Source organism: Clostridium chrysemydis, from assembly GCF_015234215.1.
GTDB classification, from domain to species: domain Bacteria; phylum Bacillota; class Clostridia; order Clostridiales; family Clostridiaceae; genus Clostridium; species Clostridium chrysemydis.
The window spans coordinates 219,733-245,368 of sequence record NZ_JADEKP010000004.1 but is presented as its reverse complement, the minus strand read 5'-3'; the positions used below and the strand labels follow the sequence as shown (position 1 = coordinate 245,368).

19 protein-coding genes, 31 tRNA genes, 1 rRNA gene and 1 pseudogene are annotated in these 25,636 nt (G+C 32.4%); 3 read left to right on the top strand and 49 right to left on the bottom strand.

Translation table 11 applies throughout. The features are described from left to right. The 43 genes and pseudogenes from INR60_RS12665 to rph all read right to left on the bottom strand — a co-directional run. Window positions 1-990 (bottom strand): 16S ribosomal RNA (locus tag INR60_RS12665); the annotation flags it as partial. A 473-nt stretch (window positions 991-1,463) separates the two neighbouring features. Further along, window positions 1,464-2,894 (bottom strand): response regulator transcription factor, encoded by a 1,431-nt coding sequence (locus tag INR60_RS12660; RefSeq protein WP_194191873.1) that lies wholly within the window; start codon window positions 2,892-2,894, stop codon window positions 1,464-1,466. Then, window positions 2,872-4,575: a sensor histidine kinase gene (locus tag INR60_RS12655; protein WP_194191872.1), complete on the bottom strand. Its 1,704-nt coding sequence runs from the start codon at window positions 4,573-4,575 to the stop codon at window positions 2,872-2,874. Before INR60_RS12655 ends, INR60_RS12660 begins: the two co-directional genes overlap by 23 nt. A gap of 107 nt (window positions 4,576-4,682) precedes the next feature. Then, a complete protein-coding gene (locus tag INR60_RS12650) occupies window positions 4,683-5,393 on the bottom strand; it encodes an MgtC/SapB family protein (protein WP_194191871.1) in 711 nt (236 codons plus the stop codon). A gap of 66 nt (window positions 5,394-5,459) precedes the next feature. Then, entirely contained in the window at window positions 5,460-5,888 is a 429-nt protein-coding gene (locus tag INR60_RS17430; protein WP_238480450.1) for a TOBE domain-containing protein, read from the bottom strand. Between the two features lie 147 nt (window positions 5,889-6,035). Then, window positions 6,036-6,533, bottom strand: a pseudogene (locus INR60_RS17425) (ABC transporter ATP-binding protein); the annotation flags it as partial. Between the two features lie 20 nt (window positions 6,534-6,553). Beyond that, complete coding sequence (locus INR60_RS12640; RefSeq protein WP_194191870.1) at window positions 6,554-8,206, bottom strand: ABC transporter permease; 1,653 nt, start codon at window positions 8,204-8,206, stop codon at window positions 6,554-6,556. Window positions 8,207-8,332: 126 nt separating this feature from the next. Beyond that, a complete protein-coding gene (locus INR60_RS12635) occupies window positions 8,333-9,364 on the bottom strand; it encodes an ABC transporter substrate-binding protein (RefSeq protein ID WP_194191869.1) in 1,032 nt (343 codons plus the stop codon). Between the two features lie 193 nt (window positions 9,365-9,557). Next, on the bottom strand, window positions 9,558-10,184 hold the full coding sequence (locus INR60_RS12630) for a DUF488 domain-containing protein (protein ID WP_194191868.1): 627 nt from the start codon (window positions 10,182-10,184) through the stop codon (window positions 9,558-9,560). 201 nt (window positions 10,185-10,385) lie between these two features. Further along, window positions 10,386-10,460 (bottom strand) — tRNA-Arg (locus tag INR60_RS12625). Between the two features lie 171 nt (window positions 10,461-10,631). Continuing rightward, window positions 10,632-10,705: transfer RNA gene (locus INR60_RS12620), tRNA-Gly, on the bottom strand. A gap of 23 nt (window positions 10,706-10,728) precedes the next feature. After that, window positions 10,729-10,802: transfer RNA gene (locus INR60_RS12615), tRNA-Gly, on the bottom strand. A 21-nt stretch (window positions 10,803-10,823) separates the two neighbouring features. Continuing rightward, window positions 10,824-10,898: transfer RNA gene (locus INR60_RS12610), tRNA-Gly, on the bottom strand. A gap of 16 nt (window positions 10,899-10,914) precedes the next feature. Then, a tRNA-Leu gene (locus tag INR60_RS12605) sits at window positions 10,915-10,999 on the bottom strand. A gap of 12 nt (window positions 11,000-11,011) precedes the next feature. Beyond that, window positions 11,012-11,087: transfer RNA gene (locus INR60_RS12600), tRNA-Lys, on the bottom strand. 6 nt (window positions 11,088-11,093) lie between these two features. Continuing rightward, window positions 11,094-11,168, bottom strand: a tRNA-Gln gene (locus tag INR60_RS12595). Between the two features lie 3 nt (window positions 11,169-11,171). Continuing rightward, window positions 11,172-11,247: transfer RNA gene (locus tag INR60_RS12590), tRNA-His, on the bottom strand. A gap of 11 nt (window positions 11,248-11,258) precedes the next feature. Then, window positions 11,259-11,331, bottom strand: a tRNA-Lys gene (locus tag INR60_RS12585). A gap of 11 nt (window positions 11,332-11,342) precedes the next feature. Next, window positions 11,343-11,419, bottom strand: a tRNA-Arg gene (locus tag INR60_RS12580). Between the two features lie 4 nt (window positions 11,420-11,423). Further along, window positions 11,424-11,497: transfer RNA gene (locus INR60_RS12575), tRNA-Gly, on the bottom strand. A gap of 10 nt (window positions 11,498-11,507) precedes the next feature. Further along, a tRNA-Pro gene (locus INR60_RS12570) sits at window positions 11,508-11,583 on the bottom strand. Window positions 11,584-11,593: 10 nt separating this feature from the next. Further along, window positions 11,594-11,670, bottom strand: a tRNA-Arg gene (locus tag INR60_RS12565). 6 nt (window positions 11,671-11,676) lie between these two features. Then, a tRNA-Gly gene (locus INR60_RS12560) sits at window positions 11,677-11,750 on the bottom strand. A 19-nt stretch (window positions 11,751-11,769) separates the two neighbouring features. Then, window positions 11,770-11,854: transfer RNA gene (locus INR60_RS12555), tRNA-Leu, on the bottom strand. A gap of 12 nt (window positions 11,855-11,866) precedes the next feature. Then, window positions 11,867-11,942: transfer RNA gene (locus INR60_RS12550), tRNA-Lys, on the bottom strand. A gap of 5 nt (window positions 11,943-11,947) precedes the next feature. After that, window positions 11,948-12,022, bottom strand: a tRNA-Gln gene (locus INR60_RS12545). 3 nt (window positions 12,023-12,025) lie between these two features. Then, a tRNA-His gene (locus INR60_RS12540) sits at window positions 12,026-12,101 on the bottom strand. Between the two features lie 7 nt (window positions 12,102-12,108). After that, window positions 12,109-12,185: transfer RNA gene (locus INR60_RS12535), tRNA-Arg, on the bottom strand. Window positions 12,186-12,248: 63 nt separating this feature from the next. Continuing rightward, a tRNA-Gly gene (locus tag INR60_RS12530) sits at window positions 12,249-12,322 on the bottom strand. Between the two features lie 3 nt (window positions 12,323-12,325). Beyond that, window positions 12,326-12,401: transfer RNA gene (locus tag INR60_RS12525), tRNA-Pro, on the bottom strand. A gap of 9 nt (window positions 12,402-12,410) precedes the next feature. Beyond that, window positions 12,411-12,487, bottom strand: a tRNA-Arg gene (locus INR60_RS12520). A 6-nt stretch (window positions 12,488-12,493) separates the two neighbouring features. Beyond that, window positions 12,494-12,567 (bottom strand) — tRNA-Gly (locus INR60_RS12515). A 6-nt stretch (window positions 12,568-12,573) separates the two neighbouring features. Next, a tRNA-Gly gene (locus INR60_RS12510) sits at window positions 12,574-12,648 on the bottom strand. A gap of 16 nt (window positions 12,649-12,664) precedes the next feature. Beyond that, a tRNA-Leu gene (locus tag INR60_RS12505) sits at window positions 12,665-12,749 on the bottom strand. A 12-nt stretch (window positions 12,750-12,761) separates the two neighbouring features. After that, a tRNA-Lys gene (locus INR60_RS12500) sits at window positions 12,762-12,837 on the bottom strand. 5 nt (window positions 12,838-12,842) lie between these two features. Then, window positions 12,843-12,917, bottom strand: a tRNA-Gln gene (locus tag INR60_RS12495). A 3-nt stretch (window positions 12,918-12,920) separates the two neighbouring features. Then, window positions 12,921-12,996 (bottom strand) — tRNA-His (locus tag INR60_RS12490). Between the two features lie 6 nt (window positions 12,997-13,002). Further along, window positions 13,003-13,079 (bottom strand) — tRNA-Arg (locus INR60_RS12485). 4 nt (window positions 13,080-13,083) lie between these two features. Next, window positions 13,084-13,157 (bottom strand) — tRNA-Gly (locus tag INR60_RS12480). Window positions 13,158-13,160: 3 nt separating this feature from the next. Beyond that, window positions 13,161-13,236, bottom strand: a tRNA-Pro gene (locus INR60_RS12475). A 216-nt stretch (window positions 13,237-13,452) separates the two neighbouring features. Continuing rightward, window positions 13,453-13,926, bottom strand: a complete 474-nt coding sequence (locus INR60_RS12470; RefSeq protein ID WP_194191867.1) for a metallophosphoesterase — start codon at window positions 13,924-13,926, stop codon at window positions 13,453-13,455. Window positions 13,927-13,965: 39 nt separating this feature from the next. After that, window positions 13,966-14,571 carry an RdgB/HAM1 family non-canonical purine NTP pyrophosphatase gene (rdgB, locus tag INR60_RS12465; protein WP_194191866.1) on the bottom strand — a complete coding sequence of 202 codons (606 nt, stop codon included), beginning with the start codon at window positions 14,569-14,571 and terminating at the stop codon, window positions 13,966-13,968. Window positions 14,572-14,573: 2 nt separating this feature from the next. Continuing rightward, window positions 14,574-15,320 carry a ribonuclease PH gene (gene rph, locus INR60_RS12460; RefSeq protein WP_194191865.1) on the bottom strand — a complete coding sequence of 249 codons (747 nt, stop codon included), beginning with the start codon at window positions 15,318-15,320 and terminating at the stop codon, window positions 14,574-14,576. A gap of 157 nt (window positions 15,321-15,477) precedes the next feature. Between rph and INR60_RS12455 the strand changes: the two genes are divergently transcribed. Next, a complete protein-coding gene (locus INR60_RS12455) occupies window positions 15,478-16,941 on the top strand; it encodes a hypothetical protein (RefSeq protein WP_238480446.1) in 1,464 nt (487 codons plus the stop codon). A gap of 62 nt (window positions 16,942-17,003) precedes the next feature. Here INR60_RS12455 and INR60_RS12450 read toward each other — a convergent pair whose 3' ends face one another. Beyond that, on the bottom strand, window positions 17,004-18,485 hold the full coding sequence (locus INR60_RS12450; protein WP_194191863.1) for an ABC transporter substrate-binding protein: 1,482 nt from the start codon (window positions 18,483-18,485) through the stop codon (window positions 17,004-17,006). A gap of 139 nt (window positions 18,486-18,624) precedes the next feature. Between INR60_RS12450 and INR60_RS12445 the strand changes: the two genes are divergently transcribed. Then, window positions 18,625-18,954, top strand: a complete 330-nt coding sequence (locus INR60_RS12445; RefSeq protein ID WP_194191862.1) for a hypothetical protein — start codon at window positions 18,625-18,627, stop codon at window positions 18,952-18,954. A gap of 21 nt (window positions 18,955-18,975) precedes the next feature. Here INR60_RS12445 and INR60_RS12440 read toward each other — a convergent pair whose 3' ends face one another. The 3 genes from INR60_RS12440 to pcrA are packed head-to-tail and all read right to left on the bottom strand — an operon-like array spanning window position 18,976 to window position 23,530. After that, window positions 18,976-19,251, bottom strand: coding sequence for a hypothetical protein (locus INR60_RS12440; protein WP_194191861.1), 276 nt, complete (start codon window positions 19,249-19,251; stop codon window positions 18,976-18,978). Window positions 19,252-19,253: 2 nt separating this feature from the next. After that, window positions 19,254-21,245: an NAD-dependent DNA ligase LigA gene (ligA, locus tag INR60_RS12435; RefSeq protein WP_194191882.1), complete on the bottom strand. Its 1,992-nt coding sequence runs from the start codon at window positions 21,243-21,245 to the stop codon at window positions 19,254-19,256. Window positions 21,246-21,271: 26 nt separating this feature from the next. Next, window positions 21,272-23,530, bottom strand: coding sequence for a DNA helicase PcrA (pcrA, locus tag INR60_RS12430; RefSeq protein WP_194191860.1), 2,259 nt, complete (start codon window positions 23,528-23,530; stop codon window positions 21,272-21,274). Window positions 23,531-23,649: 119 nt separating this feature from the next. Between pcrA and INR60_RS12425 the strand changes: the two genes are divergently transcribed. After that, entirely contained in the window at window positions 23,650-24,120 is a 471-nt protein-coding gene (locus tag INR60_RS12425) for a hypothetical protein (protein ID WP_194191859.1), read from the top strand. Between the two features lie 9 nt (window positions 24,121-24,129). Here INR60_RS12425 and INR60_RS12420 read toward each other — a convergent pair whose 3' ends face one another. Next, the gene (locus INR60_RS12420; protein ID WP_194191858.1) at window positions 24,130-24,744 is read right to left on the bottom strand and encodes a hypothetical protein; all 615 of its coding nucleotides are present in this window, start codon (window positions 24,742-24,744) and stop codon (window positions 24,130-24,132) included. 64 nt (window positions 24,745-24,808) lie between these two features. Next, window positions 24,809-25,618, bottom strand: coding sequence for an AAC(3) family N-acetyltransferase (locus INR60_RS12415; protein ID WP_207729572.1), 810 nt, complete (start codon window positions 25,616-25,618; stop codon window positions 24,809-24,811). Between the last annotated feature and the right edge of the window lie 18 nt (window positions 25,619-25,636).

Here is a 25,636-nt window from a genome sequence, read left to right as displayed (position 1 = left end):
TTAAGGGTAATGCAGAAGATGTCAAGTCTAGGTAAGGTTCTTCGCGTTGCTTCGAATTAAACCACATGCTCCGCTACTTGTGCGGGCCCCCGTCAATTCCTTTGAGTTTTAATCTTGCGACCGTACTCCCCAGGCGGGATACTTAATGCGTTAGCGGCGGCACGGAAGGAGTTGACACCTCCCACACCTAGTATCCATCGTTTACGGCGTGGACTACCAGGGTATCTAATCCTGTTTGCTCCCCACGCTTTCGAGCCTCAGCGTCAGTTACAGTCCAGAGAGTCGCCTTCGCCACTGGTGTTCTTCCTAATCTCTACGCATTTCACCGCTACACTAGGAATTCCACTCTCCCCTCCTGCACTCTAGATCTCCAGTTTGGAATGCAGCACTCAGGTTGAGCCCGAGTATTTCACATCCCACTTAAACATCCGCCTACGCTCCCTTTACGCCCAGTAAATCCGGACAACGCTTGCCACCTACGTATTACCGCGGCTGCTGGCACGTAGTTAGCCGTGGCTTCCTCCTTGGGTACCGTCATTATCGTCCCCAAAGACAGAGTTTTACAATCCGAAGACCGTCATCACTCACGCGGCGTTGCTGCATCAGGGTTTCCCCCATTGTGCAATATTCCCCACTGCTGCCTCCCGTAGGAGTCTGGGCCGTGTCTCAGTCCCAATGTGGCCGATCACCCTCTCAGGTCGGCTACGCATCGTCGCCTTGGTAAGCCATTACCTTACCAACTAGCTAATGCGCCGCGGGTCCATCTTGTAGCAGATTGCTCTTTTGATTGTTGTACCATGCGATACTACAATATTATGCGGTATTAATCTTCCTTTCGAAAGGCTATCCCCCACTACAAGGCAGGTTACCCACGTGTTACTCACCCGTCCGCCGCTAATCCGTTTCCCGAAGGAAACTTCATCGCTCGACTTGCATGTGTTAGGCACGCCGCCAGCGTTCGTCCTGAGCCAGGATCAAACTCTCAATAAAAAGTTTAATCTGTACTCTTAAAACTTAAATTCGTAAAAAGAATTGCTGGTTTTGTATTATATAAATCTGTTCAATTTTCAAAGATCATCTGTCGTTTTAAACGACTTCATTATGTTATCATCTTGAGAGAAATTTGTCAACAGTCTTTTTAAAAGCTGTTTTTTCAAATCTTTTCTGCAAACACTCTTGCGCCCTCAAGCACGAGATTTATTCTATCACAATAACTAGCTCGTCTGATTCGACATTTTTCTATTTATTATAATTATTTTCTATTTACTCTTTTTATCTCTTTTATTCTTTTTTTTACTATTATTGATACGCTAGGTAGAGTTTTTATTATTTCTTTGCCTTTTTCTACTTATTTCATCTGAAAATACCGCCTTTAAATAAGAAAATTAGAATATTTAAATTCATTTTTACCTTTAATTTAATAGAATAAAACTAAAAATAAATAAGAAAAGCTAGGCATTTGCCTAACTTTTTTTATACTCACTAGGGCTAACCCCTGTATGCTTTTTAAAATTTAGAGAAAAATTTCTATAATCTAAATAGCCTACCTCTTTAGATATATCTTTTATGCTCTTTCCTTCACTTAAATAATTTATAGCTTTTTCCATTCTTATTTTAGTTAGATATTCATTAAACCCGATTCCTATAGTATCTTTAAATCTTCTAGATAAATATGATTCGTTTATATATAATTCCTTTGCAACATCTTTTAACTTTAAGTTTCTCATATAATTATTATTTATTAATTCTATCGTTCTATCTATACTTCTATCTTCTTTTATCCATTCAAATTCGTTTTTAACTTCAAAATAAGTTTCTAATTCATTTAAAATTGTATTTTCTAAAATATCTAAAGTTAAGCCGTATTCAGAATTTAGTTTAATACTTTCATCTACATATACTTTAGAATTTATGCTTTTTATTTTTTTCTTTATTTTAAGTAATATATCATAAGTTATAGTTTTACAGATCTCAAAGCTTATCCTATTTTCTTTTAAAAATATAAATATTTCTTTTATATTACTTATAAGAATTGATTTATTAGAACTATTTAGTAAAATATAGAACTTGTCTATATTCTTCAAAAGTTCCTTTTCGTTATTTTGATTTTTATCTATAACATTATAAATAACTTTTCCATATCCTAAATAAAACTTTTCTTCCATAAGCCTTTTCCCATAGTTATAACAATTAACTATATCTTTAGTTTTAAAAATATCTGTAAAGCCTACTGCTATATCTTTATCTAAGAATTTTTTTAAATCTATATCATTTTTAATGTCTCCACTTTTTATTATAGTAGCCCTGTAGTTATGAGGTTTTATTATAAATGCTTTTTCTATATTAAAGTTTGATATTTTTTCTATTAATTCTTGAATCTTTAAATCATCTCTTTTATTTATATCTAAAAACATCATACTTATATTATCTTCTTTAAAATAATGATTTATTTCTTCTATATCAGTTTCCCCTCTAACTATATCTAATAATTTTCTATCAGAATTTACTACGTTGTTATAGATATCTATCTTTTCTATAGCTTTTTTTAAAGCCCCTTTAAGTTCCTCTTCATCTAAAGGTTTCATTATAAAATCTATAACATTTAACTTAATTGCTTTAACTGCATATTTAAAATCATCATATCCAGTTATAACTATACCTTGGGCTTTAGGTAATTTTTCTTTTAGTATCTTTAAAAGTTCAAGCCCGTCAATACAAGGCATATTTATATCTGTAATTATTATATCTGGCTTTTCTTTAAGTGCTAATTCTATAGCCTCGCTTGAATCTGTTGTACTTGCACATACGATAAGTCCAAACTCCTCCCACGGAATAAACACCTCCATCCCTTTAAGGGAATATATCTCATCATCAACTAAAAGGACTTTCTTCATATTCTTCCTCCCTAAGTGGTATGCTTACAATAAATACAGTATATCCTTCTAAACTTTCAAATTTTATTCCATATTCATCACCATATTGGATTTTTATCCTGCTATCAACGTTATCTATCCCTATTCCTTCACCTTTGTGGGTGCTGTTTCCAATCCCAACTCCATTATCTTTTATCTTAAAAATAATCTTATTATCTATTATTTCTCCAGATATATCTAAGTTCCACTCTCCTTTTTTATTTGAAAACCCGTGTACTATTGCATTTTCAACTAATGGCTGAAGGGTTAATCTTACTATCTTTTTATTTTCTATATTCTTATCTATATGATATGTAATATTTAGCTTATCTTCATACCTTATCTTTTGAATATAAAGATAGTTATCTATAGCCTTTAGCTCTTCTTTTATAAAAACTTCCTCTTCACTATTTCTACAAGAATATCTAAATAGTTTTGATAAGGCATTAATCATCTTTATAACCTTATCTTTTTCAGAAAGTTTAACCATCCAATTAATAGTTCCTAGGGCATTATATAAAAAGTGAGGATTAACTTGGGCTTTTAAAGCGTTAAACTCGGCTGTTTTTATAAGTATCTTTTTATTATAGTCTTCTTCAATAAGCCTGTTTATTTCATCAATCATATTATTAAATTTTAAACAAAGCTCTCCTAATTCGTCTTCTCCGAAATACTCTACCCTCTTGTTACGGTTTCCTTTTTCTACTTCTTTAATTACTTCATTCATTTCATGAACTGGTTTTGATATTCTCTTACTTAGTTTATAAATAACTAAAAATGCTACTAATAATAAAATAGTAGTTAAAAACATAAAAATCTTTATATTTTTAAATAATTCTAGATACATGTCCCTTTTAGGAACTGTAGATATAACATTAAACTTTTTGTTTTTGTTAGAACTTACGTATTTTATATCATCCTTATTTACTAGATTCTCTAAATTCTTTCCTACGTTTTCAATATGATTCCTATCTACTATAACCCTGTTATTTATATCAGTAACATACACATTACTATCATTAAAAAAGGTTATCTCATTTAGATATTGGTTAAAATACTTTTCTAAAATCTCAATTACAACATACCCTATAATCTTTTTATCCTTATTTACTATAGCTTTTCCTGAAATTAAAACTACGTCACAATCAAGTTCACTATCAAACCTTCTATATATCTTTTGATGAACTCTATTTTCATCTTCATCTAAAATCTTATAAAAATCACCGTATGTATCTTTATAGATAGGTTTATAGTAATCGGTAGATGAATATATGCTAAGCCAGTCTTTTGAAATTATATGAATTGGCATTTTTATAGGCATAGTTGATATTAAAGTAGAAGTTAAATTATATATCTTTTGAATATCTTTAAAAGATGCAGCCCCCTTTTCTTCTTTTTTATTTAAAATATCAACAATCTCATCATTAGAGGCTATATAATCTACCATATTATTAAAGCCACTCATTGAATTATTTATACTTTCTGCACTAGTTTTTATACTTGATATAGTGAATTTTTTTATCTCCTTTTCTGTTGATTTATAAATATAAATTAAATTATAAATTCCAAGGACTAAGAAAGGGCAAATTGCTACTAGAACAAATGATATTATTAATCTCTTTTTAAAACTTTGATAACGTTTTCCCATATTTTGATTATACAAAATTAATCTCCCTATTTTTTATTTATCTATTTATTTTACATATTATTAATATTTAAAATAAGAAAAATCCACCATGCTAAATTTTAGTATGGTGGATTTTAAATTTATTAATCCTCAATAACTTCAACGCTATAAATACAACCGCTTCTAGATAGTCTACTTATAATATTGCTCGCCTTAATAGTTTTTGGAACTTCTATAGTATAAAGACAAACATCACCTTCTAGATAATCTTCGCAATCATTTTTAAAATAGAAGTCGATATTTTTTATTTTTATTCCTTTTCTCATAAAATATGAGTCAATATATTCTAAAGCTTCTTTTTTATCATTATATGCTATCTGGAGCTTAACTATATCTGGCTGAATAATGAACCTATTTTGAAACTTTTTAAATACTCCAAGAACTAATACTATACTTATTCCAGCTAAAACCCCTATAGTATAATAGCCCATCCCTATAGCAAGTCCAACACATGCAACCACCCAAAGTGATGCAGCTGTTGTAAGTCCTTTTATAGAACCTTTATCGTGTAATATAGTCCCTGCCCCTAAAAATCCAACGCCTGTTATAACCTGCGCTCCAAGCCTTGCATAGTCTATCTTTATTACATCTTTAAGCTCCGGATGGAGTATTATATTATTCATAGCAGTCTCTGCCATTTCAGATTGAATTAAAGAAACTACAGCTGCACCTACGCAAACTAAAATATGAGTCCTAAACCCAGCTGGCCTATTTTTAAATTCTCTCTCATATCCTATAGCTCCCCCTATTAAAACAGCTAAGACTAATCTAAATAATATATCATTAACTGCCATTACTCTCCTCCTTTATTATATAGCTCCTACTATATAATATTTTTAAGGGGTTTAAAGTGTACTAAATTAAACTATATGAAGAGTATCTAAATTAAAGTTTAATTTAACTTTATCACCCTCTTCAAACTGTTCTTTTTCTTTAGGATTTGTAACTTCTATATTTATCAAGTCTCCATTTACATCTACAACATAATCTTGATAAGATCCCATAAACGTTGAAGATACTACAACCCCTTCTAGTATTCCAGATTTGCAAAGTTCTATAGCTTCAGGTCTTAAAACTATATCTACTTCATCTGACTCTTTCTTTTCTCCACTATAATCTACTTTAAATTCATTATCTAAAACTTTAACTATAGCTTTATCCCCTTCAAGTTTTACTATTTTTCCTTTTATAAAGTTTACATTTCCTATAAACTCAGCTACAAACTTAGTTTTAGGTTTTCCATATATCTCTTCTGGAGAGCCAACTTGTTCTATAATTCCGTCTTTCATTATTATTATTCTATCTGATAAACTCATAGCTTCTGATTGATCATGAGTAACATAAACAGCTGTTATTCCTGTTTTTCTTTGAATCTTTCTTATTTCTGTTCTCATATAAACTCTAAGTTTTGCATCTAAATTTGATAAAGGTTCATCAAATAATAAAACTCCAGGTTCCATAACAAGCGCTCTAGCTAAAGCCACCCTTTGTTGTTGCCCTCCTGATAATTGGTTTGGGCTTCTATACTCCATTCCCTTTAACCCTACTAAGTCAATTATATTAGATACTTTTTCTTTTATAGTTTCCTTATTCATCTTCTTTAATTTAAGACCGTAGGCAATATTATCGTATATATTTAAATGAGGAAATAATGCATAGCTTTGGAAAACCATTGCTGTATCTCTCTTATCTGGAGTTAAATCATTTATCTTATCTCCCCCTAGATAAATATCTCAAGAAGTTGGAATTTCAAAACCTGCAATCATTCTTAAAGTAGTAGTTTTACCACAACCCGATGGTCCTAAAAGAGTTACAAATTCTCCAGCTTGTATATCAACTGATATATCACTAACGGCTCTAAACTCTGAATTTTTACTATGACTTAAATATATCTTTGTTAAATTTTTTATATTTACACCTTTACTTCTTTCCATAACTCATTTTCTCCTAACTTTTAAATAATATTATCACTTGATTTACTAACGCCCATCTTATTTAAACCTAAATACATAAGTGCTATAGCTATATAAACAATAATTATAAGCACCGTTGAATAAGCTGATGCAACACCAAATCTTCCTGTATCAACTTGTGAAAGAATTGAAGCTGTTAATAATTGATATTTAGGTGTTACTAAAAATACTACAGCACTTACAGCAGTCATACTTCTTACAAAGGTATAAACTAATCCACTAAAAAAGGCTGATTTTATAAGAGGAAGAGTTACTGATGAAAATACCTTTTGAGAATTTGCACCTAAATCCTGCGCTGCTTCTTCTATCGCTGGGTCTATTTGCCCAAGTGATGTAATTCCAGCCCTTATTCCAACTGGTAAACTTCTAACAACAAAAGCTATGATTATAATAAAAGCTGTTCCAGTTAAAAGTAATGGTTTCGTATTAAAGGCGTTTATATATCCAAGCCCTAAAACAGTTCCAGGAACTGCCATAGCAAGAAGTGATACAAACTCTATATATCCCCTTCCTATAAACCTTTTTCTAGCTACTAAAAATGCAACAACCATTCCTATAATTCCAGTTATAGGTGTAGCCCAAATTGATAATATCATCGTATCTTTTACAGATTCAAAGCCTAAATTAAATACATATTTAAAATGTTCTAAAGTAAGAGTATAATCCACTCCCATAACTTTAAAAAATCCTCCAAGCGGTATTAATATATAAAACGCTAAAACAAATATAGTTATAAGTAAGCAAAATATATCTATAGGCCAAACTATATGTGAATCTTCTATAAGAACTCTATCTTTAGATGCTTTCCCAGTTACAGTTACATAAGACTTTCTTTCAATCCAAAACTTTTCTAAAACAAATAAAAGAATAGATAATACTAAAAGAATTACAGCAATTGCAGCTCCACCTTTCATATCATAGTTCCCTATAGCTTGCATATATATCTTAGTTGCAAGTGTTGAAAAACTTCCCCCTATAACCATAGGGTTTGAAAAATCTGCAACAACTTCTATAAATGTTAATAAAAATGCGTTTGCAATTCCAGGAAGCATTAAAGGAAATGTTACTGTTTTAAAAGTTGTCCACCTTGAAGCTCCCATACTTCTTGATGCTTCTTCAAGTGCTGGGTCTATCTTCTTTAAAAGACCTATAAGTAATAGATATGCTATAGGGAAAAACGTCATAGTTTGAACCATAACTATTCCTTTAAATCCATAAATATTAGCGTCTGTCATTCCGAATAACTGCCTTGTAACTAACCCAAATTGACCAAATAACATAATTGCTGATAATGCCAAAACAAATGGTGGTGATATTATAGGTAAGATAGATACAAGTTTAAATAACTTTTTAAAATGTGATCTTATGTACGCATCTGCATATGCAAATATAAACCCTATAACTGTAGATAAAATACCAACAGTTACTCCAAGCTTTATAGTATTAAAAAAAGTTTCCCTAAAATCTAAATCTTCTAAAACTTGTTTGTAGGCACTAAGTGTAAATTCTTTACCTGCATCTATAAAACTTGCTTTTAATACTGAATATAACGGATATAAAATAAATATTGTTAAAGTCACTATTAAAAATATTATTGTAGTTAAAAGTATAGGATCTCTCCATATTTTTTTCATGTCTCTAAATTCATGCTTTAATTGTAATTTCCTAGTAGCTAATGACATTGTATTTCTCCCTTCTAAGGCTAGACTTTATAAATTTTGAGTATGCACCAAAATTTTGGTACATACTCTTAAAAATTTCTAACCTTTAATTGCTTTGTTCCACTCTTCTACTAATTTACTTCTATTTTTTCCAGCCCATTCTAAGTTATAGTTTATAAGCTTAGTATCTTTAATTTCTGCAGCTTGACTTGGAGTGTTAGCTTGTGGGTTAGTTAAGAATTGATATGAACCTACACTTTGTCCTATCTCTTCACCTTTTTTAGATAAAACAAAATCTACAAACTTTTTAGCTCCTTCTTGATTCTGTGCTCCTTTTAATATAGATACTGCACCAACTTCATAACCAGTTCCTTCGCTAGGTGCTGTTAAAACTAAATCTTTCATTCCTTCTTCTTTATATTTAATCGCATCATGTAAGAAAGAAATACCAACCATTACTTCACCTTGTCCTGCCATTCTAGCTGGAGCTGTTCCTGATTTTTCATATGACTTAATATTTTTATTTAATTTAGCCATATAATCCATCCCTTTTTCCTCTCCCATAAGTTGAACTATTGTTGCAAGCATAGTATATGCTGTTCCTGAAGAACCAGGGTTTGCCATAGATATTTGACCTTTAAATTCAGGTTTTAATAAATCTTCCCAGCTCTTTGGCGCCTCTATTCCTTTTTCTTTTAATAGTTTAGAGTTTGATGCAAATCCTAAATACCCTACATAAATTCCAGTCCAAAGACCATTTGGATCTTTATATTTTTCTGGGATTTCCTTTGCTTCAGGTGAATTATACGCTTCTAATAAACCTTCTTCTCCGGCTTGTACAAAGGCATCAGCTGGGCCTCCAAACCAAACAGAGGCTTTAGGATTATCTTTTTCTGCTCTTATTCTTCCTAAAATTTCGCCAGAAGACATCCTTACGGCTTGTGCATCGATTCCTGTTTCTTTTTTAAATTCCTCAACAGTTTTAACCATGTGGTCTTCCATTAATCCACAATATATTGTTAATGTTTCTCCTGAAGCTTTATCTTCAGCTTTTTCTCCGCCACAACCAGCTAATAATCCTATACTCATAACAGCTGAAAGTGTTAATGCAATTAAACTTTTCTTTTTCATTACCGTTTCCCTCCCAAAATTTTATCTAAGCTTATGATATCGTATTCAATGAAGTTTAAATCTAAAATAGTAAGAATATATTACTTAAAAGGTAAAAATTAATTACATTAAACTAATAAACTATTCTTTTAAAATACCTAATTTTTTAATTCCATACTTTTACACGTAAAAAAAGACTTAAAGATATCTATCTTTAAGTCTTATCTATATGTTCAAATCTAACTGCAATAATATAATTACTTTCTTCATAAGCCTTTTCTAAAAGCTCATTTTTATAAGAGTCTCCCCTCATTATCTCCTCTAAAGTCATCTGATCTCTGTTTTTGAAGAATTTATTTAATAAATCTTCTTCTAACTCTTCGTGAGTTTTTAAACTTCCATCATCTAATATATATTTTAAATTTAATCCTATATTATTTAAATACCTTCCAACTAGAATATATCTGTGACAATTTATAGGATCTTGCTTTGCTCCTAAAATCCCTATAGTGAATCCTTTTTCTATTCCATTTTTAAGTCTTTCTACCCCATTTAAAAAGTCCTTATCTAAAATAACCTTCTTAAAATCAGGATAGCCTTTTTCATTATATAAATTAGTGTTATTTCTTTGAACTGCAAACTCGTTTCCCATATAAATATATAGTATATTTTCTCTCTTTAAAAATGCTCTAAGAGGTTCCCTATTATATTGAGTATTAAAACTTGAATACGGAATTCCCCTGATATCTACTATACAATCTATATTATACTTTCTTATTAAACTTAAAAACTTTTCTAAATCATAATTTGAATGACCTAGTGCATATATAACTTTATCCATAATAGTTACCTCCTAAATATATTATAAATTTATTTTTTAAAATATCAAAAAAGGAAGCTTAACGCTTCCCCTTTATTAGCTTTCGTATTTTCCCTTTAAAGTATAACTATCTAATATATGTCCGTCCATCATATTCCACATCTATTGCACTTTTCCTATAAAAATAAGGATTACAAAACTCTTGCAACCCTTATTTTTAAGTGCACCTAGAGGGATTTGAACCCCCGACCGGTGGATTCGAAGTCCAACGCTCTATCCAGACTGAGCTATAGGTGCATATTTTACTTTTCTTCTATTATTTTACTATACACTTTAAATAAAAAACTATCCACAATTTTAAAGAAATTTCCTTAATATCTGTTGATAGTTTTGCATGTTTTGTGGATTATTTAATTTTTTCTCCGTTTTTGAGAACAAAAAAAACAACCTTTCAGTTGTTTTAAGTTTTGGAGCGGGTAGTGGGAATCGAACCCACCTTTCCAGCTTGGAAGGCTGGAGTATTACCGATATACGATACCCGCATAATACTAACTTTAAAATTTTGTGGAGCGGGTAGTGGGAATCGAACCCACCTTTCCAGCTTGGAAGGCTGGAGTATTACCGATATACGATACCCGCATTATTAATTTTAAAATCTGCTGGAGCAGAAGACGGGACTCGAACCCGCAACATCCACCTTGGCAAGGTGGCGCTCTACCATTGAGCCACTTCTGCGTAAAAAAATTTAATTTGGTGCAAGAGGAGGGAGTCGAACCCTCACACCGTAAGGCGCTAGATCCTAAGTCTAGTGCGTCTGCCAATTCCGCCACTCCTGCACGATATTAAATTGGTGGCTTACCGGGGAATCGAACCCCGGACACCTTGATTAAAAGTCAAGTGCTCTACCGACTGAGCTAGTAAACCTTGTTTTGGCAGGGATAGCAGGATTTGAACCTACGAATACCACAGTCAAAGTGTGGTGCCTTACCGCTTGGCGATATCCCTGTATGGGGTGAACGATGGGACTCGAACCCACGACAACCAGAACCACAATCTGGCGCTCTACCAACTGAACTACGCTCACCTCAGCTTCAGTGTACCATTAGGGACTCGAACCCTAGGCCCTCTGATTAAGAGTCAGATGCTCTACCAACTGAGCTAATGGTACATTCGAAAAAATGGTGCGTCTTAAGAGATTCGAACTCCTGACCCACGCCTTAGAAGGGCGTTGCTCTATCCAGCTGAGCTAAAGACGCATATTGGAGCGGGTAGTGGGAATCGAACCCACCTTTCCAGCTTGGAAGGCTGGAGTATTACCGATATACGATACCCGCAAATTTTAAATGGTCGGGGTGACAGGTCTCGAACCTGCGACCTCATGGTCCCAAACCATGCGCGCTACCATCTGCGCCACACCCCGAGGTAAAAAATGGTGCGTCTTAAGAGATTCGAACTCCTGACCCACGCCTTAGAAGGGCGTTGCTCTATCCAGCTGAGCTAAAGACGCATATTATGGAGCGGGTAGTGGGAATCGAACCCACCTTTCCAGCTTGGAAGGCTGGAGTATTACCGATATACGATACCCGCTTATTTTTAAAATTTAATTTGGTGCAAGAGGAGGGAGTCGAACCCTCACACCGTAAGGCGCTAGATCCTAAGTCTAGTGCGTCTGCCAATTCCGCCACTCCTGCACGATATTAAATTGGTGGCTTACCGGGGAATCGAACCCCGGACACCTTGATTAAAAGTCAAGTGCTCTACCGACTGAGCTAGTAAACCTTGTTTGGCAGGGATAGCAGGATTTGAACCTACGAATACCACAGTCAAAGTGTGGTGCCTTACCGCTTGGCGATATCCCTGTATGGGGTGAACGATGGGACTCGAACCCACGACAACCAGAACCACAATCTGGCGCTCTACCAACTGAACTACGCTCACCATAAAATGGTGCGTCTTAAGAGATTCGAACTCCTGACCCACGCCTTAGAAGGGCGTTGCTCTATCCAGCTGAGCTAAAGACGCATTTCATAACGATTATTATTGTAACTAATAAATCGATTTTTGTCAAGCTTTTTTAAGCTTGTTTGGAGCGGGTAGTGGGAATCGAACCCACCTTTCCAGCTTGGAAGGCTGGAGTATTACCGATATACGATACCCGCAAGTGGTCGGGGTGACAGGTCTCGAACCTGCGACCTCATGGTCCCAAACCATGCGCGCTACCATCTGCGCCACACCCCGAGATAAAAATGGTGCGTCTTAAGAGATTCGAACTCCTGACCCACGCCTTAGAAGGGCGTTGCTCTATCCAGCTGAGCTAAAGACGCATATTATGGAGCGGGTAGTGGGAATCGAACCCACCTTTCCAGCTTGGAAGGCTGGAGTATTACCGATATACGATACCCGCTTATTTTGGAGCAGAAGACGGGACTCGAACCCGCAACATCCACCTTGGCAAGGTGGCGCTCTACCATTGAGCCACTTCTGCGTAAAAAAATTTAATTTGGTGCAAGAGGAGGGAGTCGAACCCTCACACCGTAAGGCGCTAGATCCTAAGTCTAGTGCGTCTGCCAATTCCGCCACTCCTGCACGTTATTAAATTGGTGGCTTACCGGGGAATCGAACCCCGGACACCTTGATTAAAAGTCAAGTGCTCTACCGACTGAGCTAGTAAACCTTGTTTGGCAGGGATAGCAGGATTTGAACCTACGAATACCACAGTCAAAGTGTGGTGCCTTACCGCTTGGCGATATCCCTGTATGGGGTGAACGATGGGACTTGAACCCACGACAACCAGAACCACAATCTGGCGCTCTACCAACTGAACTACGTTCACCGCAAATGGTGCGTCTTAAGAGATTCGAACTCCTGACCCACGCCTTAGAAGGGCGTTGCTCTATCCAGCTGAGCTAAAGACGCATATTGGAGCGGGTAGTGGGAATCGAACCCACCTTTCCAGCTTGGAAGGCTGGAGTATTACCGATATACGATACCCGCAAATGGTCGGGGTGACAGGTCTCGAACCTGCGACCTCATGGTCCCAAACCATGCGCGCTACCATCTGCGCCACACCCCGATAATCTTTGCCGTTTCGGTGCTTTGTTTTGTTTGCCCCGTGACGACAAAAATTATTCTACATCATATTTTTATATTCGTCAACACTTTTTTATAATTAAATTTAATTTCTTATATCAATTGAGACTACAAATTCGTACAAGCCTTTATTTGAGCCATTTACCATATTTGAATAATTATAGATTAATATTATTGTTAACGATTTTAAAAGGTGAATTTAAAGCTCTTTTAAGTACGCTTTTATTTCTTTTCCCTCTTCAATCTCTAAAAATCCTACAAATCTCCCCTCACCTCTAGGTAAAGAAACACTTCCTGGATTCATAATAAGTATTCCATCTTCTTTTAAAATTATTTCTTGATGAGTGTGTCCATATAAAGCTGCATCTACTTCTAGTTCTTTAGCTTTATAAAATAATGAATTTAATCCACTCTTAACTCCATATCTATGACCATGAGTTAAAAATAATCTTTTGTCCCCTATTTTAACTATTCTCTCCTCAGGGTATAAGTCGCTGTAATCACAGTTTCCTGAAACAGCAAACACTTCTCCTTTAAAACCTTCCTCAAACCTTCTAACGTCTTCTACGTTATCACCTAAGTGTATAAGTATATCTGCATCCTTTATCTTTTGTAGTGCTAAATTTATGTATGAATCTACCCTATGTGTATCACTTACTACTGCAACTAACATATAGACCTCTCCTTTTATCATTAAATTTCTATAGTGTTATTATAAAACTTCGTTTATTTTATCTCTTAATTTTTTTAAAGCTACTCCTCTATGGCTAACACTGTTTTTTTCTTCACTTGTAGCTTCTCCAAATGTTTTATTAAATCCTTCGAAGAAAAACAGAGGGTCGTATCCAAATCCGCCTTCTACGCTAAGCTTTTCAGTAATTTTACCTTCAACTTCACCTCTAACTACGATTTCTTTATCCTTATCGTTTATAAGAGATATTACACAAACGAATTTAGCATCTCTGTTTTTAGAATCTTTAAGTTCTCTTAATAGTTTTTTGTTATTTTCTAAATCATTTCCGTGTTCTCCAGAGTATCTAGCTGAATAGATTCCTGGCGCTCCGTTTAAAGAGTCAACAGAAAGACCTGAGTCATCAGCCATAACTATAAAGTCTTTTTGCCCTTTACTTAAAAGATATTCTTTTATTTCTTTTGCTTTTTTCATTGAATTTTCTTCAAAAGTTTTTCCGTCTTCTACTACGTCTATATCTATACCCTCTTCTTTTAAAGACTTTATAGAAAGAGGGATATCTTTTAAAATTTCTTTTATTTCTTTTATTTTTTTAGAATTATTGCTAGCTAGTATTAACTTTTTCATAATTAATTACCACCTGTACCTATCCATAACGCATCCATCTTTAATGCGTTTTTTTGGATTTGAATCATTTGCTTTAAACCTTTTTCACCTAAATCTAAAAGGTCGTTAAGTTCATTTCTAGTCATAGGACTTTCTTCACCAGTTCCTTGAACTTCTACAAACTCTCCTGAATCTGTACCGATTATGTTCATATCTACCTTAGCATTTGAATCTTCTTCGTAGCAAAGGTCTAATATTTTTTCTTCTCCTAAAACTCCAACGCTTGTAGCTGCAACAAAACTTCTTATAGGATAAATTTTAAAAGGTCTTTCTTTGTGAAGTTTATTTATAGCATCAACTAAAGCTATAAAAGCTCCGCTAATTGAAGTTGTTCTAGTTCCTCCATCAGCTTGTATAACATCACAGTCAACCCAAAGAGTTCTCTCTCCTAGTGCTTTTAAATCAACAACTGATCTTAAAGCTCTTCCTATAAGTCTTTGGATTTCCATAGTTCTGCCATCAACTTTTAATCTAGCTATATCTCTTATTTTTCTGTTTCCTGTAGCTCTAGGAAGCATGTTGTATTCAGCAGTTATCCAACCTTCTCCTGTTCCTTTTAAAAACGGGGGTACCCTATCTTCAACTGAAACGTTACATAAGACTTTAGTGTCTCCAACTTCTATAAATACTGAACCTTCAGCATATTTAGTATAATTTCTTGTAACCTTTATATTTCTTAATTGATCATTTTTTCTGCCATCTATTCGCACAAATTTCACCATCCTAATTTAATTTCTACTCTCTCTTATATTACCTTCACACAAAATTTAAGTTTTATGCACTTTTTTTAAAACCGACTCATATTAATTAATATGAGAAATTATATTGAGGTGATATTTTTTGAGATATATAGGTCCTTTTTTCCGTATGAATAGCCTTTCACAAAAGGAAATCTGCGGTCAGCTTTTTTATTTCTCTAAAGAAGCAGTTAAAACTTTAGTTTTGAATTCAAAATGCGGTTTTATCTACTCTTCAAGAAATACGAAAAAAACTTCATCTAACAAAGATATTAGCATATTAAGTAAATTTTCACCACTATTATGCCTATACAAAAAAGCTACTCCTGAATTTGTGCATGGTAAAATTTCTAACGGTTTTGATTCATCTTCTTTTAAACGTGAATTAATTCCCTATACCAATGCACTAATGACATTATCGTTATTAGAACTTAGTGATTTCTACTCTGCTTTTAATGATAATTCTTTAGAAAATGAATACTGTTTAGGCTATAGAGAACTTTCTAAAGAGCAATTAGATTTCTACTATGAAAATCTAAGAAACTCTGAAGGTATCTTTGTTACTAAAAAAAATAATATAAATAATTCATCAAAAGTTATGAGCCTTGTAGATAAAAATAGAAAATTTATCTTTAGCGACCAAGCTTTTATGATGAATGCTTATTATCTGTATTCAACATATGCTGACGACCCTGAATTGGAATCTGAATTTAAAAGCTTCTCTCTTCAAATTTTACAAATGTTTTTAGATTATAAGGATGCTTTATATAATTTATCTTTTGAAGAAGGGTTAAAAACATTACTTGCTTTTAATGTTTTTTATGATTATTCAAACCGCGAGGACGTACTTCCTTTAATTACAGACTTAAGCGAATTCTTGTGCGATAAATTTAGTGAAAAAGATTATTTTGAAGAGTCTTTAGATTATTGTGCTTTGCTTTCAATAAATCTAATGTACTCCTTTGAACACACTAATATTTTGATGTTTAAAGAAAAATATACTGAGATATCTGATAAATTAATATCTCTTTATGATGAAGATAATGGTTTAATAGAAAAACTAAATACAAAAAAAGAACTTAAATATTCTTCTTTTGATATTTGCTTTTACTTTTTATCAATACTTCTTTACTCAAAAAAGACTAATAGTGAGTCTGAATTTAAGCCTATGATATCTAGTATTTATAAAAAATTTATTTTAAATTCTAATATAATTACAAGTTGGCCTGAAGCACCAAACTTAGATAGCAATGAAAGATATAGGAATTTCTCACTTCTATCAAAAGATATGTTAGACGAAACTTTCTTTAGGATGCCAAACCTTCCTTCACCTGAATCTTCAGGAGTTTCACCTTCATTTTTGAAGGAAATATCTTATTCTATAAAGAAAGATGAATTTTCTTCTTCAAGAAGAACTTTTGATAGCGGAAGAAATATGCTTATTTTCTTTTTGATGATTCATACTTTAAAAGACGAATATTATGATGAATTTAACATTAAAGATAAGATTACTAAAAAATCTTATACTCCTTTAGAAATAGAACTTAGCGGTAATCAAAATGAAGAAGATAAAGTTAATGATAAAAATAAATAAAACTTTTTTAAAAAAATTTGCCTTATTTAGTGGATTAAAGTCCGCTAAGTAAGGCTTATTTTTTATTCTTTATTTTTAAGCTTTGAAAAATCTAAGTTTCCATAAAAATCGAATTTAAGATTCTTTATATCTCCTGAGATTGCTATATTTCTATTTTCAAAAATAAGAGGCATCAAAGTATAATTTGAAAAAAGGCTTTCTTCAAGTTCATTAAACTTCTCTTTTTCTGATAATTTTAATTGATCTTTAGTAAACCATTCTTTTATCGAACTATAATAGGCTTCTCTGTCCTTAGAATCCGCTTTTGCATCCACTATAGCCATATCATACCTCTTTCTTAGATCGCTGCTCTTAAACTCTTCCTTAGAGACTAGAGAGTATCTAAAACTTATACTAGAATTCACTTTATACCAATCTTGAATACTTTTTAATATAACTCTATTTTCTATAGTGTCTTCTGCAAGCATTGTAACTACGTCTGGTAAACTTCCCTTATCTTTGTTACTCATAACCTTTCTTGCTTGAAGCTTAGTTAAATCATCCTTATCTTCTCTAAAATAACTTCCCTCTGAAGCTTCTGCAAAGTGCGAGTTAGAAGTACTATACTCTGATAGCGCTTCGTAAATATTGCTATATAAAGTTCTTCTAGAACTTAAAGGTAATTCTTCACTTTCGTTATTTATCCAAAGATACTTACCTTTGTTTGAAGGTGATGTTATAAGCTTATTTTCGCTAGCTAGTCTGTTTAACTGACTCTTTGGAGGATCTACTACTATATCCCTCTCCCCTATCTCATACGCTGCCATAGCAAGTTCTACGTTCTTGTCTTCAACTAACTCTATTTTAGAGATGCTGCTGTTTTTAAAGTTGTGCTCGTTTGACTTAAGTTCCATATTTCCATCTCTTATATTAGAGATATAAAAGTCTCCAGTATAAGGTATGTTAGAGTAGTTGTTATTTAAATCTTCCCACATAACTAAAAACTTTCTAACCCTGTATTCAGGTTTTGTAAGTTCTTCTAGGAATTTATCATCTTTTTTATTAAGCCTTATAATTACACTGTTTTCAGTGCTATTAATAGCAACACCATTTTCAAAATCAACAGTACCTTTTCTATATTCTTTAGCTCCATAAACGTTAAGTAAAGCTTCTATATTCGAATCACTTTCCTCTTTTAAAAGTTCTCTAAAGAAGTCTACAACTTCGCTTGGAGTAATCTTTCTTCCATCGTTCCAATAAACGTCATCTCTAATTTTAAACTCGTATTCGATTCCCTTATCTCGAATATTAATCTCACTAGATAAAGACGGTTCTATCTTTCCTTCTTCTGTCTTTTGAACTAGCCCCTTACTAGTTGCACAGATTATATCCTTTTCTCGTACAGTCAAGGCGCTGACATTTTTTATAGTAGTTGGAATCTTATCTAAAGCATATATTATTGAATTTTCTTCTTTTACTACAGTATTTTTTTCTATATCTATAAAACTTAAACCGGTAATTAAAATAATTAAAGTTATAACTGCAGATAAAATTATCCTCTTCATAAAACGCCTCCTTTTTCTTATATTTAATTATTAACCAAATTTTATAAGCTTAATCATAAGCTGAATATTTTTCTATGCCTTAGTTAAAATTAATAAGTAGGTGTGATATAATAATGATATATTTTAGGAGGTATTACTAATGAGTTTTATAATAGGTGCAACTTCAATCATCGGAATAATTTTTATGCTAACTTTTATGTTTATCGGAATATGGTTATTTATAATAGCTTTAAAAACTTTTAGCCAAATAAGATATAAAAACTATATTTTAGAAAAGATAAACCAAAACCTTAGTATTATCGCAAAAAGAAGTAAAATCACAGACTTAAAGTTTAAAAGTGAAGAAGATGAAGAAGATTATATTCAAAACATCTTAACTGGTGATTTTCATCTTAATAACAGCACTAAATTCGAAGATTCTTATAATGCAGAAAAAGATAATAAACATTTAGATAAAGAAAGCGAGTAGAAATTAATCTACCCGCTTTTTTTATCTTATAAAACTTGCAATAAAAAACATAGATGCAACTGAAATTATTAAACAAAATCCAGTGTAAATATATCTTTTATTACCGTGTTCTTCATACCAAAATCTTATAGCCCAAATTATCATAGTTATAGCTAAAACTATTTGAACTCCTAAGTATGAATTAAATATATCTCCTATATATATGAACTTGTATGATGTTAAAAATGTACAGATTATAGTTATGCAAGCTATTATACTTGATATTATGGTAAGTGTATTAATAACTTTTTTATTCATTATTACTCACCTATCATCTTTTCAAAATCATCTTCACTAAGTACAGTTACTCCAAGTTCTTCTGCCTTAGTAAGTTTTGAACCTGCTTCTTTTCCTGCTATAACGTAATCTGTCTTCTTACTTACACTTCCTGAAACTTTAGCACCTAAACTCTCAAGTTTTTCTTTTATTTCTTTTCTTGAGTATTTCTCCATAGTACCAGTTACAACGCAAGTTTTTGAAGCAAATACACTTTCTATAATCTCTTTTTCTGTGTACTTAGGTTTAACTCCAAGTTCTAAAAGTTCATCTATAGTTTTTAATACTTCTTCAGCACTAAAAAATTCTACTATACAGTTAGCTACTATATCTCCAACATCAGGGATTGCAACTAGTTCTTCGAATTTTGCTTCTTTTAAACCTTCTAAGCTCTTGAAAGTTTTAACTAAGTCTTTAGCAGTTTTATATCCTACATTTTTTATTCCTAAAGCATAAACAAATGCCTCTAAAGTGCAGTCTTTGCTATTTTCTATAGAATCTAAAAGGTTTTGAGCCTTTTTAGGACCAAACTTTTCAAGATCTATTAAATCTTCTTTGTTTAATTTATATAAATCACAGATTGATTTTATATTTAACTTTTCAAAAAGCTGCTCTGCTGTTCTTTCTGAAAAACCTGCTATATTCATAGCTTCTCTAGAAGCGTAATGAACTATAGTTTTTACTAACTGTGGCTTACAAGATAAAGTGTTTTCACAGAAGATATGCGCTCCCTCTTCTATTAAGTGACTTCCACAAGCTGGGCAGTTTTCTGGCGGTGTTATTTCTTTAGTATTTTCTTGATCTTTATTAACCATTCCCATTATTTCAGGAATAACGTCATTTGAACGTCTAACAAATACTTCTCCACCGATTTTAACGCCTTTTCTTTTAATATCGTCCATATTATTTAAAGTTGCTCTCTTTACAGTAACTCCAGCTAATTCAACTGGATCTAAAAGAGCTGTTGGTGCTACTCTTCCACTTCTTCCAACGTTCCACTCTACATCTAAAAGAGTTGTTGTAGCTTCTTGTGCTTCGAATTTGTAAGCTATAGCCCATTTAGGGAACTTAACTGTGTACCCTAAAAGTTCACGAGTTTCCATATCGTCTATAGCTAAAACTAATCCGTCTATATCGTAATTTAAATCAAATCTTATATTTTCTATATAATCTATTTCTTTTTCTATATCTTCTATAGTTTTGCATTCTTTTATATAACTATCTACAGGGAAACCTTTTTCTTTTATAAATTCAAGCATTTCTGTGTAAGTTTTAAATCCTTTTCCTTCATCATACCCTACGTCATAGAAAAATGCAGAAAGGTTTCTTTTAGCTGTTTCTTTAACATTTAAGTTTCTTAAAGCCCCAGCTGCTCCGTTTCTTAAGTTTTTAAGAGGAGTTTCTGATTCTTCGTTATATTTTTTAAAAGCTTCTGTTGTCATAATAGCTTCGCCGTGAACTTCAAATACATGGTCGTAATCTACTCTAAGCGGGATAGATTTTATAGTTTTAACTTGCGCCGTAACATTTTCACCGATTTCTCCAGTTCCACGAGTAGCACCAGTTTCTAAAATCCCATCTTCGTTATAAGTTAAGTTGATTGTAAGTCCATCAAACTTTTTAGTAGCTATATATTTAAGGTCTGGAAGGTTATGCCCTCTTTCTCTCATTTCCTTAAGGAATTTAAGGTTTCTGTTATGCCACTCTTTAATCTCTTCTATAGATTGAGCCTTATCTAAGCTCCAAAGTCTTCCTTTGTGAGTGTATTTTACAAAGCCTTCCAAAACAGTATCCCCAACTCTAACTGTTGGTGAATAAGGTAAAACTAAACCTAATTCTTTTTCTAATAATTTTAATTCATCGTATTTTACGTCGTATTCTTTATCTGTAACTGTTGGATTATCTAATGTATAGTACTCATATGAATATCTATTTAACTCTTCTATAAGAGCTTCCATTCTTTTTTGTTTATCCATATTATCCATTTTCGATTCCCCTTATATTAAATTAATTCAAGTTTTGCCATTGATAACATGAGCATCTTAACACCTTGTTTATCGAAGGCTATAGTAAGCTTTTTATCATCTCCTGAAGGAGTTATTGAAACTATAGTTCCAACACCGAATTTTTCGTGCTTAACTTTTTTTCCAAGGCTTAAATTGCTACTATCTAAATCTCCACCATTAGAAGGTGCACTATTAGAAGTATTTCCATAAAGACTTGAAGTATTCTTCTTAAAGCCACTTCTTAATCCGTGAGGGTTTCCATGCATAGGTTTTTCTGGTGATCCAAAGAACCCTTCTCTTGAAGCTCCATTTGTGCTTCTTTCGTTTATATATTCTTTTAAGTCAGTTCTAATCTCATTTATAAAATCTGATTGGCTGTATGAAACTGTTCTACCAAACACCCTTCTAACTTCTGCTGATGTCATATAAAGAACTTCTTTTGCCCTTGTAATTCCAACGTAACAAAGTCTTCTAGACTCTTCCATCTGCTCTTCCCTTTCAATATCGCCTTTACTTGGGAATAAGCCATTTTCCATTCCTACCATAAATACATACGGGAACTCTAATCCTTTAGCACTATGGATAGTCATCATAACTACAGCATCTTCTTCCTCTTCGATTTTATCTGTATCTTGAACTAACGATACTTTTTCTAAATATGCAGCTAGTGATTTATCTTCGTCATTTCCTTTTTCAAAATCAACAGCATCTGAAACTAGTTCTTCTAAGTTTTCTATCCTAGCTTTATCTTCTATCTCTTGAGATTTTTTAAGCTCTTCTAAATATCCAGTGTCTTTTAAAATAGTTTCTATAATCATAGATGGCGTCATAGTTTCTGCCATTATCATTAAGTTTTCCATAACACTTGTGAACTTTTCAATAGAACCGCAGTTTCTAGGAGTAAGAGTTGGAATAGTTCTAGCTTCTGTAAGTGCATCCCAAAGGTTTAATTCGTACATCTCTGCAAATTCTGAAACCTTATTAACAGTTGCATCACCTATACTTCTCTTTGGTACGTTTATAACTCTTTTTATACTTATATCATCTTGAGGGTTAACTAATATTTTAAGGTAAGCTAAGATATCCTTAATTTCTTTTCTATCGTAGAACTTAGTTCCTCCGATTATCTTATAAGGTATACCTCTTCTTCTAAACCCTTCCTCAAATATACGTGACTGAGCATTAGTTCTGTAAAGAACTGCAAAATCGTTGTAGTTTCTATCACTTTCTCTAGCTCTTATGTTTTGAATCTCTCTACCTGCAAAGTCTCCTTCTTCTCTATCTGAATAAGCTCTATAAATCTTAACTTTGCTTCCTGGTTCTTGAACTGTTCTAAGAGCTTTTGATTTTCTTCTTGAGTTATTAACTATAACAACATTTGCTGCATCTAGTATATTTCCCTTTGATCTATAGTTTTGCTCAAGCTTTATAACTTTACAGTTTGGATAGTCTTTTTCAAACTCTAATATGTTAGTTATATCAGCGCCTCTCCATTGGTAAATACATTGGTCGTCATCGCCCACAACGCAAATGTTTTTATTTCTTTCTGCTAAAAGTCTTACTAATTCGTATTGAGCACCGTTTGTATCTTGATACTCATCAACCATAATATATTTGAATTTATTTTGATAAAATTCTAAAACATCAGGGTTCTTTTTAAATAACTCTACTGTTTTTCCTATAAGGTCATCAAAATCTAAAGCATTGTTTTCTTTAAGTCTCTTTTGATACATTTCGTATACATCTGCAATTTTATTTTCTCTAAAATTAGACTCGTGTTCTCTTTTAAATGCAGCTGGTGAAATCATGCTATCTTTAGCTCTTCCAACCTTACCCATAATCTCTTGAAGAGTTATATCTTTATCGTTTATTTGAAGAGCTTTCATACATTCTTTATATAAAACCTTTTGGTCTGATGTATCGTATATTGTAAAGCTAGTTTTATATCCTAATTTATCAATATCTCTTCTAAGTATTTTTACACAAGTTGAGTGGAAAGTTGAAATCCACATATCATCAGCTTTTTCACCGACTATAGACCTAACCCTATCCCTCATCTCTTTTGCTGCTTTATTTGTAAATGTTATGGCTAATATTTTCCACGGGAAAATCCCAAGGTCTTCTATCATATGAGCCATTCTATATGTTAAAACTCTTGTCTTTCCTGAACCTGCACCTGCAAGAATCAGTACTTGCCCATCAACAGTTGTTGCACCCTCATATTGTTCTTTATTTAATAATGATTTTAAATCCAAACCATTTCCTCCTTTCTTGATTATTAAAATATTATATCATACATATTAATTAAATAATAAAGTCTTATGATATAATTTATCTGTAAACTTGTACATATTAATTATCTTGGAGGATTTAAATGAAACTTAGAAAAATCATACCTATTTTATTTATTTTATTAAGCTTGTTTTCCTTTGTAGGATGCACAAATTCTAAAGAAAATACTGACGAAGTTTTAAAATATTCAACTCCTATTGTAGAGAATGTTTTAGAATCGGTTGACAGTTTAGATTACGATTCTTTAAAAGATAAACTATCAAAAGAAATGCTTGAAATGATGAAAGATAAAGAAAGTTTTATTTCTTTAATGATGCCTATAAAAGGCAAGATAGGTGATTACGAAGCTGGAAGTTTAAAGTTTGTTGAATCTATGAAGAAAAAGGATTATATAAGCATGCTTTACGAAGCTAATTTTTCTTCTGAAAAAGAGCCTGTTATGATTTCAGTTACTTTTAAAGATGACGATAAAGAACATAAAATCCAAGAACTTTATATAAACTCACCAAAGATACAGGAACTCGCTAAAAATAATAAAGATGCCTTAAAATAGGCATCTTTTTTATACTGATATACTTATATTACTTAATATTCCTTTACCAATCATTTCAGAAAGCATATTGCAAACAACTTCATTATTCATAAGATTTTTTATATTAGGATCGTCTATATTATCTGAAGTGTTTAATTTGCCGTCTTCTCCTAATGAAAGGTTAGTTTTTATTCCTCTTTTTCTATCTCTTTCTAATCTCTCATCTTCTGCTTCTTTTATATAATCTAACATAGTTTTAGAAGCATTTCTCATAAGCCTTTTTTCCTCTTCACTAAGGGGTGATTCAAACCTTTGTCCGTTAATAACTACCCAGCGTTTTTCTGTATCTTTTCCCATCTCACTCCACTGGTATTCTTTGTTGTTTGTTGAAAAGTCCATAATTTTTAATATAGTACCTGTATCAACGTACACAGTTGAGTTTATAGGAACGTGCTGATTTAGTTTTCCACTTATATTTAAAATCTTTTTCCCTTTGTTTGATATATCGATAGAATCTCCTGACTCTTCTTTTTTTAATAAAGAATCTTCGCCTTTAGGTATACTTATTCTATTTATATTATCAGAATTATTTAATGTATTTACTTCCCCTTTGTAAATATTATTTATTTTATCAATCGTCATCATATTAGATTCCCCCTTATTTTCTAAGATTACATCTTATATAATTATCGATTTTTAATTAATTTAATTAATACTCTCTATTTCTAAAAAATTCCTCTGAAAAATCAACACAATCTCTTTGACTCATCACAAGAGTTTTTGAGTTTCCAAGCTTATATTCTTTTATCTTACCTTTTTCTTCTAAACCTTCTCCTATAAAGTAAAACATCTCTGTTCTAAAATCTATATCATCAAAAACTTTAAATTCTCTTTTTCCATCAATAATTACAGGTGCAGCGTTTTTTGACTTTTCAAAGTTCCCTGCTCTATACTCTCCTAAATGGCAAGACGTATTTCTCTCCATATCTACACCGATTAAAAGTATTTTCCCGTCTAAATCATATACCCTACCTAAAGGTGAAGTATCAGAAAGGGAATAATCTAAACTGTGATTATCTGTTACGAAATCTTTGTTTTTACCGTAGGCTGCAAAAGAAACAGTAGGGTGATAACTTCTCTTTACACCTTCAAAGTTTCTAAAACACTCAACGATTTCTCCCATCCCGAAAGTTTTAGTAGTTTTAGGGTCAAAAGCTGGTAGTTCTTCTCTAATTAATTCAAACCATTCTTTTGGAACTTCTGGGTTACTCCAAAATACAGGGTCACATAAATCTCCTGAGTGAGTTGGCATAACTATAGTTCCTTCTTCTGTAATTACATCTATAAGAGCTCTAATTACAGTATCTCCTCCACCAAGCACATACCCTATAGAACTTAGTGATGAGTGAACTAAAACTGTATCACCTTTTTTAAGTCCCATATTTATAAATTCTTCTCTTAACGATTTTCTAGTACTTGGCACTTTAGTTTCTTTAATTATTTTTTCTATTCTTCCCATTTATATAATCTCCTGTCT

Coding starts and splice junctions, on each gene's coding strand:
- INR60_RS12415 (WP_207729572.1), bottom strand. CDS start 25,618: ATGGGAAGAATAGAAAAAATAATTAAAGAAACTAAAGTGCCAAGTACT.
- INR60_RS12450 (WP_194191863.1), bottom strand. CDS start 18,485: ATGAAGAGGATAATTTTATCTGCAGTTATAACTTTAATTATTTTAATT.
- INR60_RS17430 (WP_238480450.1), bottom strand. CDS start 5,888: ATGAAAGACGGAATTATAGAACAAGTTGGCTCTCCAGAAGAGATATAT.
- INR60_RS12640 (WP_194191870.1), bottom strand. CDS start 8,206: ATGAAAAAAATATGGAGAGATCCTATACTTTTAACTACAATAATATTT.
- INR60_RS12425 (WP_194191859.1), top strand. CDS start 23,650: ATGAAACTTAGAAAAATCATACCTATTTTATTTATTTTATTAAGCTTG.
- rdgB (WP_194191866.1), bottom strand. CDS start 14,571: ATGAAAAAGTTAATACTAGCTAGCAATAATTCTAAAAAAATAAAAGAA.
- INR60_RS12650 (WP_194191871.1), bottom strand. CDS start 5,393: ATGGCAGTTAATGATATATTATTTAGATTAGTCTTAGCTGTTTTAATA.
- INR60_RS12445 (WP_194191862.1), top strand. CDS start 18,625: ATGAGTTTTATAATAGGTGCAACTTCAATCATCGGAATAATTTTTATG.
- INR60_RS12660 (WP_194191873.1), bottom strand. CDS start 2,894: ATGAAGAAAGTCCTTTTAGTTGATGATGAGATATATTCCCTTAAAGGG.
- INR60_RS12630 (WP_194191868.1), bottom strand. CDS start 10,184: ATGGATAAAGTTATATATGCACTAGGTCATTCAAATTATGATTTAGAA.
- INR60_RS12455 (WP_238480446.1), top strand. CDS start 15,478: ATGAATAGCCTTTCACAAAAGGAAATCTGCGGTCAGCTTTTTTATTTC.
- INR60_RS12440 (WP_194191861.1), bottom strand. CDS start 19,251: ATGAATAAAAAAGTTATTAATACACTTACCATAATATCAAGTATAATA.
- INR60_RS12470 (WP_194191867.1), bottom strand. CDS start 13,926: ATGTTAGTTGCAGTAGTAAGTGATACACATAGGGTAGATTCATACATA.
- INR60_RS12420 (WP_194191858.1), bottom strand. CDS start 24,744: ATGATGACGATTGATAAAATAAATAATATTTACAAAGGGGAAGTAAAT.
- INR60_RS12635 (WP_194191869.1), bottom strand. CDS start 9,364: ATGAAAAAGAAAAGTTTAATTGCATTAACACTTTCAGCTGTTATGAGT.
- ligA (WP_194191882.1), bottom strand. CDS start 21,245: ATGGATAAACAAAAAAGAATGGAAGCTCTTATAGAAGAGTTAAATAGA.